Source organism: Arthrobacter sp. AIWTK1, from assembly GCF_056680535.1.
Genome location: NZ_CM155287.1, coordinates 3,785,018 through 3,800,230 on the forward strand (window position 1 = coordinate 3,785,018; position 15,213 = coordinate 3,800,230).

The 15,213-nt window shown below is 65.0% G+C and carries 11 protein-coding genes; 9 read left to right on the forward strand and 2 right to left on the reverse strand.

Annotation, left to right across the window (positions count from 1 at the left end):
- The first annotated feature begins 412 nt into the window (after positions 1-412).
- From acs to AC1MDG_RS17400, 5 genes are all read left to right on the forward strand, one after another.
- On the forward strand, positions 413-2,578 hold the full coding sequence (acs, locus tag AC1MDG_RS17380; protein WP_235347428.1) for an acetate--CoA ligase: 2,166 nt from the start codon (positions 413-415) through the stop codon (positions 2,576-2,578).
- 225 nt (positions 2,579-2,803) lie between these two features.
- Positions 2,804-4,114, forward strand: coding sequence for an ABC transporter substrate-binding protein (locus tag AC1MDG_RS17385; protein ID WP_479805510.1), 1,311 nt, complete (start codon positions 2,804-2,806; stop codon positions 4,112-4,114).
- Between the two features lie 120 nt (positions 4,115-4,234).
- Positions 4,235-5,206 (forward strand): carbohydrate ABC transporter permease, encoded by a 972-nt coding sequence (locus AC1MDG_RS17390; RefSeq protein ID WP_479805512.1) that lies wholly within the window; start codon positions 4,235-4,237, stop codon positions 5,204-5,206.
- Positions 5,203-6,117 carry a carbohydrate ABC transporter permease gene (locus AC1MDG_RS17395; RefSeq protein ID WP_479805514.1) on the forward strand — a complete coding sequence of 305 codons (915 nt, stop codon included), beginning with the start codon at positions 5,203-5,205 and terminating at the stop codon, positions 6,115-6,117. Before AC1MDG_RS17390 ends, AC1MDG_RS17395 begins: the two co-directional genes overlap by 4 nt.
- Before the next feature lie 58 nt (positions 6,118-6,175).
- Positions 6,176-6,967: a DeoR/GlpR family DNA-binding transcription regulator gene (locus AC1MDG_RS17400; RefSeq protein ID WP_479805516.1), complete on the forward strand. Its 792-nt coding sequence runs from the start codon at positions 6,176-6,178 to the stop codon at positions 6,965-6,967.
- Between the two features lie 39 nt (positions 6,968-7,006).
- Here AC1MDG_RS17400 and AC1MDG_RS17405 read toward each other — a convergent pair whose 3' ends face one another.
- A complete protein-coding gene (locus tag AC1MDG_RS17405; protein WP_479805518.1) occupies positions 7,007-8,026 on the reverse strand; it encodes a LacI family DNA-binding transcriptional regulator in 1,020 nt (339 codons plus the stop codon).
- A 14-nt stretch (positions 8,027-8,040) separates the two neighbouring features.
- Positions 8,041-9,243: a Gfo/Idh/MocA family protein gene (locus tag AC1MDG_RS17410; protein ID WP_479805520.1), complete on the reverse strand. Its 1,203-nt coding sequence runs from the start codon at positions 9,241-9,243 to the stop codon at positions 8,041-8,043.
- Between the two features lie 215 nt (positions 9,244-9,458).
- Between AC1MDG_RS17410 and AC1MDG_RS17415 the strand changes: the two genes are divergently transcribed.
- From AC1MDG_RS17415 to AC1MDG_RS17430, 4 genes are all read left to right on the forward strand, one after another.
- Complete coding sequence (locus AC1MDG_RS17415; RefSeq protein ID WP_479805522.1) at positions 9,459-10,415, forward strand: carbohydrate ABC transporter permease; 957 nt, start codon at positions 9,459-9,461, stop codon at positions 10,413-10,415.
- 12 nt (positions 10,416-10,427) lie between these two features.
- Positions 10,428-11,369 (forward strand): carbohydrate ABC transporter permease, encoded by a 942-nt coding sequence (locus AC1MDG_RS17420; RefSeq protein WP_043483800.1) that lies wholly within the window; start codon positions 10,428-10,430, stop codon positions 11,367-11,369.
- 44 nt (positions 11,370-11,413) lie between these two features.
- Complete coding sequence (locus AC1MDG_RS17425) at positions 11,414-12,754, forward strand: ABC transporter substrate-binding protein (protein WP_043483803.1); 1,341 nt, start codon at positions 11,414-11,416, stop codon at positions 12,752-12,754.
- A 169-nt stretch (positions 12,755-12,923) separates the two neighbouring features.
- Positions 12,924-15,146, forward strand: coding sequence for an alpha-galactosidase (locus AC1MDG_RS17430; RefSeq protein WP_479805525.1), 2,223 nt, complete (start codon positions 12,924-12,926; stop codon positions 15,144-15,146).
- The last annotated feature ends 67 nt before the right edge of the window (positions 15,147-15,213 follow it).

The window sequence follows — 15,213 nt, forward strand, 5'->3', positions numbered from 1 at the left end:
GTCGCCTCCATCGGATGTCACAACTCCATCTCAGCCTAGCCAAGTGATTGCCTGATCACTAGCTGACGGGCCGGAGGCAGGCAACGCGAAATACTCGCGGAATACCCGCAGAATTTGCCTAGCACACCCGCCTGTTTGCGGGGTGTACACAACCTTCCGGGACAGGTCCGCGCGGTTTCCATCGGCCGTGCCCCAGGCCGCAGTACTCGCCGTGCCGGAACCACTCGGCGCTTAATAAATGCCGTTCACGGTTCACTATGTGACGGGGCACACGCAGGCCGCGGGGCAGGTATTAGTGTGTATTTCGGAACAGCTCTTTGCGGTACAGCCGTGATCGGCCGCTGCCCGATGCCGCGCACGCGGCCCGGCCGTGGCCTGATGACGGTCCGTCCCGCGCAGCAAAGATCGATGAATGATGAGGTTCACCATGTCCCAGGACACACCCAGCTCCACGGCCACCGCTGCACACACCGACGTGCCGGCCAACCCGTCCATTTCCGGAGCCGAAGCCGTCTCCGGGGCAGCCGGAGGCGCGTCAGCGAACGGCTCCTCAGCCAACGGAGCCGCAGCCAACGGCGCCCGGGGCGGGAACGGCGACGCCTTCGAAAACCTGTCCCAGGAGGACCGGAAGTTCGCCCCGTCAGCGGAATTCGCCGCGAACGCGGTGGTCACGGCCGCTGACTATGCAGAGGCCGACGCCGACCGTCCCGCGTTCTGGGCAAAGCAGGCCCGCGAACTGCTGACGTGGAGCAAGGACTTCACCCAGACGCTGGACTGGTCCAACCCACCCTTCGCAAAGTGGTTCGTCGGCGGCGAGATCAACGCCGCATACAACGCCCTGGATCGGCACGTCGAGGCCGGCAACGGCGACCGGGTGGCCATCTACTTTGAGGGCGAGCCCGGCGACACCCGCACGTACACCTACGCGCAGCTCACCGAAGAAGTGAAGAAGGCCGCGAACGCGTTCGAATCCCTCGGCGTGGCCAAGGGCGACCGCGTGGCCGTGTACCTGCCCATGATCCCCGAGGCGGTCATCACGCTGCTGGCCTGCGCACGGATCGGCGCCATCCACTCGGTGGTATTCGGCGGCTTCTCCGCCGAGGCCCTGCGCTCCCGGATCGACGACGCCGAAGCCAAGCTCGTGGTCACCGCGGACGGCACCTACCGCCGCGGCAAGCCCAGCTCACTTAAGCACGCGGTGGACGACGCCCTGTCCCACGAAGGGGACGGCAGCGGCCACACCGTCGAGAATGTCGTCGTCGTCAAGCGCAACGGCCAGGACGTGGACTGGCACGAGGGCCGGGACCACTGGTGGGCCGACACCGTCGGTGCGGCCTCGCCGGAGCACACTGCAGTGGGCCATGACTCCGAGCACCCGCTGTTCATCCTGTACACCTCCGGCACCACGGGCAAGCCCAAGGGCATCCTGCACACCACCGGCGGCTACCTTGCCCAGGGCGCGTACACCCACAAGGCCGTCTTCGACCTGCATCCGGAAACGGACGTGTACTGGTGCACGGCCGACGTCGGCTGGATCACCGGCCACTCCTACGTCGCCTACGCCCCGCTGATCAACGGCGCCACCCAGGTCATGTACGAAGGCACCCCGGACTCCCCGCACCAGGGCCGCTGGTGGGAAATCATCGAGAAGTACAAGGTGTCGATTCTCTACACCGCTCCCACCGCGATCCGGACCTTCATGAAGTGGGGCAAGGAAATCCCGGCCAAGTTCGACCTCTCCTCCATCCGGGTCCTGGGCTCGGTGGGCGAACCCATCAACCCCGAGGCCTGGATGTGGTACCGGAACGTCATCGGCGCCAACGCCGGAAAGAACGGCGAAAAGAAGGAGAACCCGGCCCCGATCGTGGACACCTGGTGGCAGACCGAAACCGGCGCCCAGATGATCGCCCCGCTGCCGGGAGTCACCGCCACCAAGCCCGGCTCTGCCCAGGTCCCGCTTCCCGGCATCGCAGTGGACGTGGTCGACGAAGCCGGCGAATCCGTGCCGAACGGCCGCGGCGGCTTCCTGGTCATCCGCGAACCCTGGCCGGCCATGCTCCGCGGCATCTGGGGGGACCCGGAACGCTTCAAGGAAACCTACTGGTCCCGGTTCGAGACCATGTACTTCGCGGGCGACGGCGCCAAGAAGGACGACGACGGCGACGTCTGGCTCCTGGGACGCGTGGACGACGTCATGAACATCTCCGGCCACCGCCTTTCCACCGCGGAGATCGAATCGGCCCTGGTCAGCCACCCCGCCGTGGCGGAAGCCGCCGTGGTGGGCGCAGCCGACGAAACCACCGGCCAGGCCGTCGTCGCCTTCGTGATCCTCCGCGAGGACGCCGTGGACTCCGGGGATGCAATCGTCCAGGAACTCCGCAACCACGTGAGCAAGGAGATCGGCCCGATCGCCAAGCCGAAGACCATCCTGGTGGTGCCTGAACTGCCCAAGACCCGTTCCGGCAAGATCATGCGCCGCCTCCTCAAGGACGTCGCCGAAGGCCGCGAAGTGGGTGACGCCACCACCTTGGCTGACAACACCGTGATGGCCCAGATCGCCCAGTCGCTCAGAAAGTAACTGTCGCCCGGAAGTAATAAGAGCCTGAAACCCCGGATTCCAGGCAACAGTCGGCCCCGTTTTTCCCCGCTCCGGCGCGGAAAAGCGGGGCCGCACTGCTTTGTGACGTTTCAAGCACGGAATGCACCCAAAATGTTGTTTCCCGTTCTTTCCTGTTCTCTTTTGAGAGGTTATAGTCAGAGCATGTGAGGTGCCTCACACGCAGCTTTTTTCAAGGGAGAGAACATGGCAGCACAGTTTGATGCGTCGGCAACTGCTTATCCGAGCCGGCGGACCATCCTCAAGACCGTCGGCGTCGGCGCGGCAGGCCTGGCCGGCATTCCGTTCCTCGCAGCCTGTACGGGCGGGAGCGGACCGTCGGCCACGGGTTCCGACTCCCCCGGCCTCACCTTCGGTTCAGGATCCTCGGACGATGTCCCCAAGCGGGCGTACCAGGCCGTCACGGATGCCTTCGCCGCCAAGACCGGCAAGAAAGTCACCACCAACGTTGTGCCGCACAACGATTTCCAGAACAAGATCAATTCCTACCTGCAGGGCTCGCCGGACGATACCTTCACGTGGTTTGCCGGATACCGCATGCAGTATTACGCGGAGAAGGGACTGCTCGCGCCCATTGACGACGTCTGGGAAAGCATCGGCGGCAACTACTCCGAGGCGCTGAAGAAGGCTTCCACCGGACCGGACGGCAAGATGTATTTCGTCCCCAACTACAACTACCCGTGGGGCTTCTTCTACCGGAAGAGCCTCTGGGCGGAGAAGGGCTACGAAGTCCCGGAGACCTTCGACGCCCTCAAGGCCCTGGCCACCAAGATGAAGGCCGACGGCATCATTCCGATCGGCTTTGCCGACAAGGACGGCTGGCCCGCCATGGGCACCTTTGACTACATCAACATGCGGCTCAACGGCTACCAGTTCCATGTGGACCTCTGCGCGCACAAGGAATCCTGGGACCAGCAGAAGGTCAGCAAGGTTTTTGACACGTGGTCCGAACTCCTTCCCTTCCAGGACCCGGCAGCCCTCGGCCAGACCTGGCAGGACGCAGCAAAGGCCCTGGAGGCCAAGAAGACCGGCATGTACCTGCTGGGTTCCTTCGTGACCCAGCAGTTCACCGATCCCGCCGTCCTGGCCGACATCGGATTCTTCGCCTTCCCGGAGATCGCGATGGAAGGCCGCGACGCCGTCGAAGCCCCCATCGACGGCCTCCTGCTGTCCAAGAAGGGCGGCGAGAACAAGGCCGCCCGCGACTTCATGGCATACCTGGGAACCGCCGAAGCCCAGGACGCCTACGCCGCGGTGGATTCGTCGAATATCGCCACGGCAAAGGGCACGGACGCGTCCAAGTTCACGCCGCTCAACAAGACGTGCGCGGACACCATTGCGAACGCAAAATACATCAGCCAGTTCTTCGACCGCGACGCCCTTCCGGCCATGGCCAACAACGTGATGATCCCTGCCCTGCAGAGCTTCATCAAGGACGGCAAGATGGACGTCAAAAACCTCGAAGCACAGGCCAAGACGCTGTACGCCGCCCAGTAGTTCCGGCCCCTGCCGGCCGCGTATCACAGGCAACCGTCCAGGAAGGAACGACGACGGCGGCACAGCCTTCCGCCGTCGTCGTTCCTTCCCGGAATCCGGACCAATCGAGAGAAAACTTCCATGAGCAGCACTGCAAGAGAACTGATTCCGCCGGAATCACGGGAGCCTGAGGGCCCTTCCGCGAAGCGGACCAAAGGCGGCCGGGTCCGCCGCCTGTCCCGACAGGACAAAGTGGTCCTGTCACTGATGGTGGGCATTCCCACCCTGATCGAACTGACCCTGGTATGGCTGCCCATGCTGATGTCCGTTGGCCTCAGCTTCACCCGGTGGAACGGCCTTGACCTCGGGGACATCCGCCCCGCCGGCGTGGACAACTACCAATTTATTTCCCAGGACTACCCGCCGTTCTGGCCGGCGGTGCAGCACAACATGCTGTGGCTCCTTTTCCTGGCCCTCATCGCCACGCCCCTGGGCCTGCTGCTGGCAGTGCTGCTGGACCAGAACATCCGCGGCAGCAAGATCTACCAGAGCATCTTCTTCGCCCCCGTGATGCTGTCGCTGGCCCTGATCGGCATTATCTGGCAACTGTTCTACCAGCGCGACAACGGCCTGCTGAACTTCCTCCTGGGTACTGCCGGCACGCCGCAGGCCGTGGACTGGTTCGGCGATTCCTCCGTCAACATCTGGGCCGCGATGATCGCAGCAACCTGGCGGCATGCCGGCTACGTCATGCTCCTCTACCTGGCCGGACTCAAGGGCGTGGACCCCAGCCTGAAGGAAGCCGCCGCCATCGACGGCGCGAGCGCCGTCCAGACGTTCTTCCGGGTGGTCTTCCCGGCCATGCGGCCCATCAACATCGTGATCGTGGTCATCACCATCATCGAATCGCTGCGCGCTTTCGACGTTGTGTACGTCATCAACCGCGGCACCAACGGCCTGGAAATGCTCAGTGCCCTGGTGATCCAGAACCTGGTGGGCGAAGGCCAGGTGATCGGCGTCGGCTCGGCCCTGGCAGTGGTGCTGCTGGTCATATCCCTCGTCCCCATCGTCTTCTACCTCAGCCGCACCTTTGGCAAGGAGAACAAAGCATGAGCACCGCAACAGTCCGCGCGGGCACGAAAGACACGGCCGCCGCGCCCCGGTCCGGCAGCCGTCCCAAGCGCCACTACGGAACACATATTTTCCTCACCGTCATGGCCGTCATGTGGCTGATCCCGCTGGGCTGGTCGGTCTTCACCGCGCTCCGCCCGGTGGCGTCCACCAACGAACACGGCTACTTCAGCCTGGCGGGCGACTTCAATTTCGATAACTTCATCCAGGCCTGGACACAGGGCGGATTCGCGACGTACTTCTGGAACTCGGTGATCATCACCGTTCCGGCCGTGCTCCTGACCCTGTTCCTGGCCTCCCTGATGGCGTTCGCCGTGAGCCGGGTGAGCTGGAAGTTCAACATCACCCTGCTCATCATGTTCACGGCCGGCAACCTGCTGCCGCCGCAGGTCCTTGCCGCGCCGTTGTTCGAGATGGCCAAGCACTTCGAGGTGCCGTACTCGTTCAGCGACTCCGGCAACATGCTGAACACCTACATCATCGTCATCGCCGTCAACACGGCCTTCCAGATGGGGTTCTGCACCTTCGTGCTCTCCAACTACATGAAGGCCCTCTCCGCCGACCTCACCGAAGCCGCCCTCGTGGACGGCGCCGGAATCTGGCGGCAGTACCGGGAGATCATCCTGCCGCTGTGCCGGCCGGCGTTCGCCGCGCTGGGCACCTTGCAGGTCATCTTCATCTACAACGACTACTTCTGGCCGCTGCTGTTCATCCAGAGCGGCAACCGGCTCCCGATCACCACAGCCATCAACAACCTCCAGGGCCAGTTCCTGAACAACTACAATCTCCTGGCCGCCGGCGCTGTGATCACGGTCATCCCCACCCTGGTGATCTACCTGCTCCTGCAGCGGCAGTTTGTTGCGGGGCTGACTCTTGGTTCCAGCAAGGGGTAGACCATGATGGAAGCTGACGGGGACAGCACTCCCCCAGCCGCAGCCCGAAAGGAACTCCATGCTCCCCGCAGCACGCCACCAGGCAATCGTGGACGCCGTCCAGCGCGAGCGGGTGGTCCGCGTCTCGGACCTCGCCCAGCAGCTGGGTGTGTCGCTCATGACCGTTCGGCGGGACATCGAGCTGCTCGAGGAGGGCGGCCGGGTGGAGAGGATCCACGGCGGCGCCAAGCTCCCCGGCGATGCCAGCACCCATGAACCCGGCTTCGAGCAGAAGTCAACGCAGCTCACGGCGGAGAAGAGGGCCATCGCCCTGGAAGCGGCTTCGCTGGTCCACGAGGGGATGGCCGTAGGGCTGGGAGCCGGGACCACCACATGGGCGCTGGCCAAGGAACTCGTCAACGGGCCGCGCATCACGGTGGTGACCAATTCCATCCGCATCGCCGATCTCTTCCATCACGGCTCATCCTCCGGGGCCGGGCGCTACGGCTCCACCGTGATCCTGATCGGCGGAGAGCGCACGCCGTCGGACGCCCTGGTGGGTCCGATTGCGACGGCGGCGCTGAAGCAGCTGCACCTGGACCTGCTGTTCCTGGGCGTTCACGGGATGGATCGCGACGCCGGTTTCACCACACCCAACCTGCTGGAGGCCGAGACGGACCGTGCGTTCGTGGCGGCTTCCCGCAAGGTGGTGGTGGTGGCCGACCACACCAAGTGGGGCACCCAGGGCATGAGCACCATTGCAGGGTTCGAGGAGGCGGACGAGGTCATCAGCGATGCCGGCCTCAGCGCCGACGCACGCCGGATCCTGCAGGAGAGCGTCGGCCGATTGCGGATCGTCGACGCGGGATAACCGCGCGCCCGGCACCGCTCACGGCCGGTGACCCGGGCGCTACGGGCAGCCGCAGGACTGCCGGACCAGCAGCCGCGTGGGGAAGACATGGTGGCGGGGCGGCTCTCCGCGGCCCGCTCCAACCAGCGCGCGCACCGCGGCTTCCGCCATGTCGCGCACCGGCTGTTCCACCGTGGTCAGCGGGGGCCACGAATATTCGGCCTCCACTGAACCGTCGAAGGAGGCCAGCGCAATGTCCTCCGGAGCGGAGAGTCCGGCTTCATGGAGGGCCCGGAGGATGCCCACGGCCTGCATGTCGGAGCTCGCAAAGATAGCGGTGGGCCGGTGCCCCGAGGCCAGGAGGCGTTTTCCCGCCGCGTAGCCTCCATCCCGGGTGAAGGCACTGCGCGCGATCGGGCCCTCCGGCAGGCCTGCGGCCTCAAGTGCCTGCAGCCAGCCCTGCTCACGGTCATCTGCCTCGTTGGCCGTGGTGGTGCCCATGGCCAGGCCGATGTTGGTGTGGCCGTGCCCGATAAGGTGCTCGACGGCGGTGCGGGCGCCGGCAGCCAGGTCCACGCCGACGCTCGTGACCCCCGCCAGCCTTTCGCTGTGGCTGAGCAGGACCGATGAGATCTCCGCCGATTCCAGATCCGCAAGGTCGGGTTCGGAGAGGACGCTCGCGAGCACCACGCCGTCCACCTGGCGGGCGGCCAGGTTACGGATGTGCCGGCGTTCCTTGGCGAGGTCGCCGTCGGAGTTGGTCAGGAACAACGCGTAGCCGAGTTCGCCGGCAGCGTCCTCCACCGCGTGCGCCAGCAAGGAGAAGAACGGGTTGCTGTTGTCCGGAATGATCAGGCCGATGGTTTCGCTGGACCCGAGTTTCAGCGCCCGTGCCGCGGCGTTGGGGCGGTAGCCCAGGACGCGGATGGCGTCCTGGACCTTCGCTTCCGTAGCCGGCGCGACCCGTTTCGGGCCGCCGTTGACAACGTAACTGACCACCGCCGTACTCACACCCGCATAGCGGGCAACATCCTTGCGGGTTACCGGGCCTCGGGGCGGGTGCGTTGCGGGAATGGTCATGGAGTACATGCTAGCTATGCACCCTGCGGAGCGGCGCCAAAATCGCGGATCGGCAGCCGTGCGCCGTCCTGCAGTGCCGAAGCATGGGCCACGATTCCCGGAAGCGTGAACCTCGCCGCCACCCAGGCATTGACCGGCGGGAGCGTCCCTTCGTTCACTGCGGTCACGAAGTCGTCCACCAGGAACTGGTGGCTGCCTTCGTGCCCGTTCGGGGCGCCGAGGAATTCGTCCGGAAGCCGTCCGCGGTCGTGGACAGGGGCAAGTCCGGAGATGAACGCATCGCGAAGTTCGGGGGCGACGTCGGCCAGCGAGGGATCATCCAGCGGGATGCTGGGCCGGGTTTCCACCTGCTCGGAGATGTCGTGGACGTTTTCCTTGTCCTGCCACACGGTCACCTTGGCGAGCTGCTCGAAGCTTGCCTCGGTGCCGAAGAAGCGGAAGCGTGATTCACGGATGTGCGACGGGTAGCCCACCCGGCGCATCTCGTTGGTGCGCATGGCGCCGCCGTCGTTCAGTTCAAAGAGCGCGGTGGCGTTGGAGAAGTCGTTGCCGAACATGCTGACGTCCTTGTCGAAGACGCCGTCGTCGCGGTCGTCCCGGACTCCGATGCAGCTGACACTGACCGCATGCGACGGCAATGCGCCCAGGACGCCGCCGATGGCGTGGGTGGGGTACAGCATGGGCGGGTAGCTCGCCGTCGACTTCCACGCGTCTCCGCCGCTGTACTGGTAGGCGTCGTAGAAGCCCAGGTCCATGTCGTGGACGTAGTCGCCTTCGCTGTAGAAGATCCTGCCGAACTTGCCGGCCGCGTGCTGGTTGCGGGCGTAGACGATAGCGGGGTTGTAGTAACTGGTCTCACCCATCGCGTAGACCAGCCCGGTTTCCTTCACGGCGGCGATGATGCGCTCGATCTCTTCTTCCGAGACCGCCATGGGAACAGCGGAATAGACATGCTTTCCGGCGCGCAGCGCCTGCTCCACCAGCGGACCGTGGGTCCAGCGCTGCGTGAAGATGGCGACGGCGTCGACGTCGGACGCCAGCAGTTCCTCGAAGCTGGCCTTGGTGCCGTCGAGCCCCCAGCGCTCAAGCGCCGCGGCGGCACGTTCCGGCCGTTCGTCCACGACGTAGACCTCGCTGACTCCCGGGTGGAGCTTGAAGAGATGGGCGAAATGGCCGCCGAACTGTCCGACGCCGACGACTCCGATTGAAAACGTCATTGTTTACCTTTCCCTGATTGGCCCGCGGTACCGGGCATGGTTGGCCGCTGTGGGCATGCTGCGAGTTTTCCACCGGAATCTACTCGAGTCAACAATCTAGCCATGATCCGCTGTAATTTTCTTTTTTGACAGCAAAAAAGACTTGCTAGACGAAATCTACTCGCGTAGATTCATCTCCAGTTGTTACCCACATCACAGTCAGGAAAGGGTCGAAGATGACCACCCTTACCAAGCAGCAACAGAACCCGGCAGCCCGGGCCCGCCGCCCGAAGGCGGCACAGCCCGCCCGGACGAGCCGGCCCCGAAGGCTGGGCGACTTGAAGATGGCACTGCTGTTCATCTTCCCCGCGATGATCGGCTTTGTTCTCTTCTATTTGGTCCCCACGATCCGGGGCGTCTACCTCAGCTTCACCGAGTACAGCATCCTGGGTGACCCCACCTGGATCGGTATCAAGAACTACACGGCCATGCTTGGCGATGAACTCTTCTGGAACGCGATGGGCGTCACCCTCCAGTACGTGGGGCTGAACATCGGCTTCCAGACCGTGATCGCCCTCGGACTGGCACTCCTTATGCACCGGGTGGCCAAGTCCACGTTCATCCGCGGCGCGTTGCTGTTGCCCTTCCTGGTGGCCAACGTGATCGTCGCCCTGCTGTGGTTCTGGATGCTCGATTACCAGATCGGCATTGTCAACGAAATCATCAATTGGATGGGCCTGCCGCGCATCGCCTTCTTCGGAAGCGAACAGTGGGCCATTCCCACCATCGCCGCCGTCAACGTCTGGCGGCACATGGGCTACACAGCCCTTCTGATCTTCGCGGGGCTTCAGTCGATCCCCAACCACGTCTATGAGGTGGCCTCCCTCGACGGCGCCTCCCCCGCCCGGACCTTCTGGAGCATCACCATGCCGCTCCTGCGCCCCGTCATGGTGCTGGTGCTCGTCGTCACCGTGATCGGCTCGTTCCAGGTGTTCGACACCGTGGCAGTGACCACCGGCGGCGGACCCATCAACGCCTCACGGGTCATCCAGATGTACATCTACCAAAAGGCCTTCGGCGAATCGGACTTCGGCTACGCATCGGCACTGTCCGTCATTCTCTTCCTCATTCTTGCCCTGGTGGCCTTCGTGCAAATGAAGTTCCTCAAGGGCAACGAATCGGATCTGGACTAAGGAACCCCAGCCATGAGCAACTCCACGATTACCCGCAAGAAGTCCGTCACCGCCTCCCCTCGCCGGAATTCCGCCAGGAAGCCCGTGAACTGGCGCCGCGTCGGAGCCTGGGCCCTGGTCGCCGTCGCCGTCGCCGTCACCGTGGCGCCCTTCCTCTGGATGCTCCGCACCGCGCTGTCCACCAACGCCTCGCTGGCCTCCAACGCCGGCAACCTGTTGCCCGCAGACTTCAACCTCGGCGCATTCAAGCGCGTTCTTGGCATGCAGAGCCCCGAAGAGGCCATTGCCGAGGGCGGCTCGGGTGCCGCGATCAACTTCTGGCTCTACTTGCGGAACTCGGTCATCTTCGCCACCGTCACCACCGCAGGGCAGGTCTTCTTCAGCGCGATGGCCGCCTACGCCTTCTCCCGGCTCCGCTGGCCCGGACGGAACGTGGTGTTCAGCCTCTTCCTGGCCACCATGATGGTCCCGCCGATCTTCACCGCCCTGCCCAACTTCCTCATGATCAAGAACCTGGGCCTGCTCAACACGTTCGCCGGCATGACGCTGCCCTTCCTGTTCATGACACCGTTCGCCATCTTCTTCCTGCGGCAGTTCTTCCTCAGCATGTCCCGGGAAGTGGAGGAAGCCGCCATGCTCGACGGTGCCAAGCACCTGCGGATCTTCTTCCAGATCGTCCTCCCCAACGCCGCTGCACCCCTGGCCACCCTGGCCCTGCTGACCTTCATCGGCCAGTGGAACGAATACTTCTGGCCGCTCCTGGTGGGCCAGGACGAAAACGTCCGTGTCCTTACCGTGGGCCTGGGCGTCTTCAAATCCCAGTCCCCGCAGGGCGCCCCCGACTGGACCGGGCTGATGGCCGCCACGCTCGTCGCCGCACTCCCGGTACTCCTGCTGTTCATTGCCTTCGGCAAGAAGGTGGTCAACTCCATCGGCTTCTCCGGAATCAAGTAACCCCTCACTTCCCTCCTCCCAAGAAACACCTCGAAAGGTCCACCATGAAGAAAACCATCGGCGTCGCAGCTGCCGCCGCGGCAATCGCCCTCTCACTGTCCGCCTGCGGCGGAGGCAGCACCGCCTCCACCGAGGCCAAGGGTGAAATCAACTACTGGCTGTGGGACGCCAACCAGCTCCCCGCATACCAGCAGTGCGCTGACGATTTCACCAAGGCCAATCCGGACATCAAGGTCAAGATCACCCAGCGCGGCTGGGACGACTACTGGACCACGCTGACCAACGGCTTCGTCGCCGGCACCGCGCCGGATGTCTTCACGAACCACCTCTCCAAGTACCCCGAGTACGCGGCCAAGAAGCAGCTGCTCTCCCTCGACGACGCTGTCGCCAAGGACGGCATCAAGCTGGATAGCTACACGAAGGGCCTGCCCGAGCTCTGGGTGGGCCAGGACGGCAAGCGGTACGGCCTGCCCAAGGACTGGGACACCGTTGGCCTGTTCTACAACAAGGCCATGGCGGACTCCGCCGGCCTGACCGCCGAGCAGATGGCGAACCTGGATTGGAACCCGTCCGACGGCGGCAGCTACGAGAAGGCCATCGCCCACCTGACCGTGGACAAGAGCGGCAAGCGCGGCGACGAGGCCGGCTTCGACAAGAACAACGTGGCAGTCTACGGGCTGGGCCTGGCAGGCAGCGGCTCCGGCCAGGGCCAGACGGAGTGGAGCTTCCTGAGCGCCACCACCGGCTGGACCGCCACGGACAAGAACCCGTGGGGCACCAAGTTCAACTACGACGACCCCAAGTTCCAGGAGACCATCGCCTGGTGGGCGGGCCTGATCGAGAAGGGCTACATGCCCAAGCTTGAGACCACTGTTGGCGCCAGCCTGGCTGACAACTTCGGTGCCGGCAAGGCCGCCATCAACACCACCGGCGACTGGCTGATCGGCCAGTACAAGTCCTACAAGGGCGTGGAGACGGCGTTCGCCCCCACCCCCAAGGGGCCTGACGGCAAGCGTGCCAGCATGTTCAACGGCCTGGCCGACTCCGTCTGGGCGGGCACCAAGAACCCGGCGGCATCCGTCAAGTGGGTTGAGTACCTTGGTTCCACCGCCTGCCAGGATGTCGTGGCCTCCAAGGCCGTAGTCTTCCCCGCCATCACCAGCTCCTCCGAAAAGGCGGCCGAGGCCTTCAAGGCCAAGGGCACCGACGTTTCAGCCTTCACCACCCACGTCGAGGAAGGCACCACTTTCCTCTTCCCCATCGCGGACAAAGCGGCAAAAGTTGATGGCATCATGAAGCCCGCCATGGACGCCGTGCTCTCCGGCAAGAAGCCTGCCAGCTCCTTGACCGAAGCCAACAACCAGGTGAACGATCTCTTCAAGTAGACCGCACCTGTAGTGGCTGCGTAAGTGGTCGCAGCCACAGCCCACGGTGCCGCCGTTTCATCCTCGCGAAGCGGCGGCACCCGGGGCACCCTCGCACCTACAGTCGAATCACCATACGAACCCCGCCGGCAGCGTCACCGGACGCCAGCCACAACGAAAGAGAAACCCCATGGATCCCCTGCACCTCCGCTCCGCCGGCACCAGCCTGGTGATCAGCTTCGACAGCGGGGAGGCCGAGGTCATCCACTGGGGCGCCGATCTGGGCGCTTCACTCCCCGATCTGGCCATCCTCGGCGAACCGATCCCGCCCTCCGCCATCGACGCCGCCGTCCCCGCCGGCCTGCTGCCGCAGGCATCCTCCAGCTGGCGCGGACGCCCGGCCCTCCGAGGGCACCGGATCGCCGACGGCGTGCCCGGCTACGACTTTTCCGTCCGCCTCCGTGTCACGGATGTCAAGACCGGAGGAGGTTCCGCCGTCGGGAATTCGGCTGTGATTGTCCAGTCTGATCCCGATGCCGGCATCACCGTTGAATCCACCCTGGAACTGCACGACGGCGGGCTGCTGGAAATGCGCCACACCGTCACCAACACCGGCACTTCACCTTTTCAGCTCGACGAACTGGCCACCGTGCTGCCGGTGGCTCCCGACGCCGTCGAACTCCTTGACCTGACCGGACGCTGGTGCCGTGAACGCCACCCGCAGCGCCGCGCCATCCAGCAGGGCACCTGGGTGCGGACCGGCCGGCACGGACGCACCGGCCACGACTCCTCCCTGTTGCTGGCCGCCGGTACGGCCGGCTTCGGCAACCGCCACGGCAAGGTCTGGGCCACCCACCTTGCCTGGAGCGGAAACCATGAGCAGTTCGCGGACAGCATTGGGGACGGACGGACCGTGATCGGCGGTTCCGAGCTGCTGGGGCCGGCCGAAGTTGTCCTCCAGGCGAACGGCAGCTACACCACTCCCGCTCTCTTCGCGGCCTACTCGGACCGCGGCCTGGACGGCATCAGCGAAGCGTTCTACAGCTGGTTCAGGAACCGCCCGCACCACGTGCTGCCTTCGGCGTCAGCCGTCTCAGGAGCAGCTCATGCGGGCACCGGCAAGGCCCGGCCTGTCATGCTGAACGTCTGGGAAGCTGTTTACTTCAATCACGAGCTCGGCGCATTGGTCGAACTGGCCGATTCCGCGGCGGACCTGGGCGTGGAGCGCTTCGTGCTCGACGACGGGTGGTTCCGCGGCCGCCGGCACGACCAGGCAGGCCTGGGCGACTGGTACGTGGACGAAGGCCTCTGGCCGGACGGCCTCACACCCCTGATCGACGCCGTCACCTCCCGCGGCATGGAATTCGGCCTCTGGGTGGAGCCCGAAATGATCAACCTGGACTCCGACGTCGCACGCGCCCACCCGGACTGGATCGTTGGGCCCGCCGCACAGTCCCACAAGGACGGGGGCCGGTTGCCGTTGACCTGGCGCCACCAGCACGTCATCGACCTGGTCAACCCCGAGGCCTGGCAGTACGTCTTCGACCGCATTGACGCCCTGCTGCGCGAAAACAACATCAGCTACCTGAAGTGGGACCAGAACCGGGACCTCACAGAGCACGGCCACGCCGGGCGCGCATCCGTCCACGAACAAACCCTGGCCGCCTACCGCCTCTTCGACGAACTGAAAAAAGCCCACCCGGGCCTCGAGATCGAAAGCTGCTCCTCCGGCGGGGCACGCGTGGACCTGGGCATCCTGGAACGCACGGACCGCATCTGGGCTTCGGACTGCAACGATGCCCTGGAGCGCCAGACCATCCAACGCTGGACCGGGCTGGTGGTGCCGCCGGAGCTGGTCGGAGGACACATCGGCCCCACCACGTCCCACACCACGGCCCGCACGCACGACGTTTCGTTCCGCGCGATCACGGCCCTGTTCGGACACTTCGGCCTTGAGTGGGACGTGCGCCAGGTCCGCGGAGCAGAGCGGGAGGAACTCAAACGGTTCATCGGCCTCTACAAGGAGCACCGCGGCCTGATCCACTCGGGCCGGATGGTCCGCGCCGATGTGGCCGACGATTCGCTGATGCTCCACGGCGTCGTTTCCCAGGGCACCCCCGCAACCGGAGACACGGCAGCACTGTTCGCGCTGGTCAGCACCAGGACCTCGTTCGCGGAGCGGCCGGGCCGCATCACCATTCCGGGACTGGACCAGGACCGCAGCTACCGCGTGGAGGCCATCTTCCCGACGCCCGGCGACGCTGATTACGCGCACAACTTCACACAGGCGCAGCCACCCGCATGGCTGGCCGAGGGTGCAGAGGCCAGCGGCCGGTTCCTGGCCGAGGTGGGCCTGCCCATGCCCGTCCTCAACCCGGAGCATGCAATGCTGCTCAGCTTCACCGCCGTGTAGCTCCAACGCCTCGCAGACAGCCTGCCGGCCGGGTACCAAACCCGGCCGGCAGGCTGTCTGCTTTCCA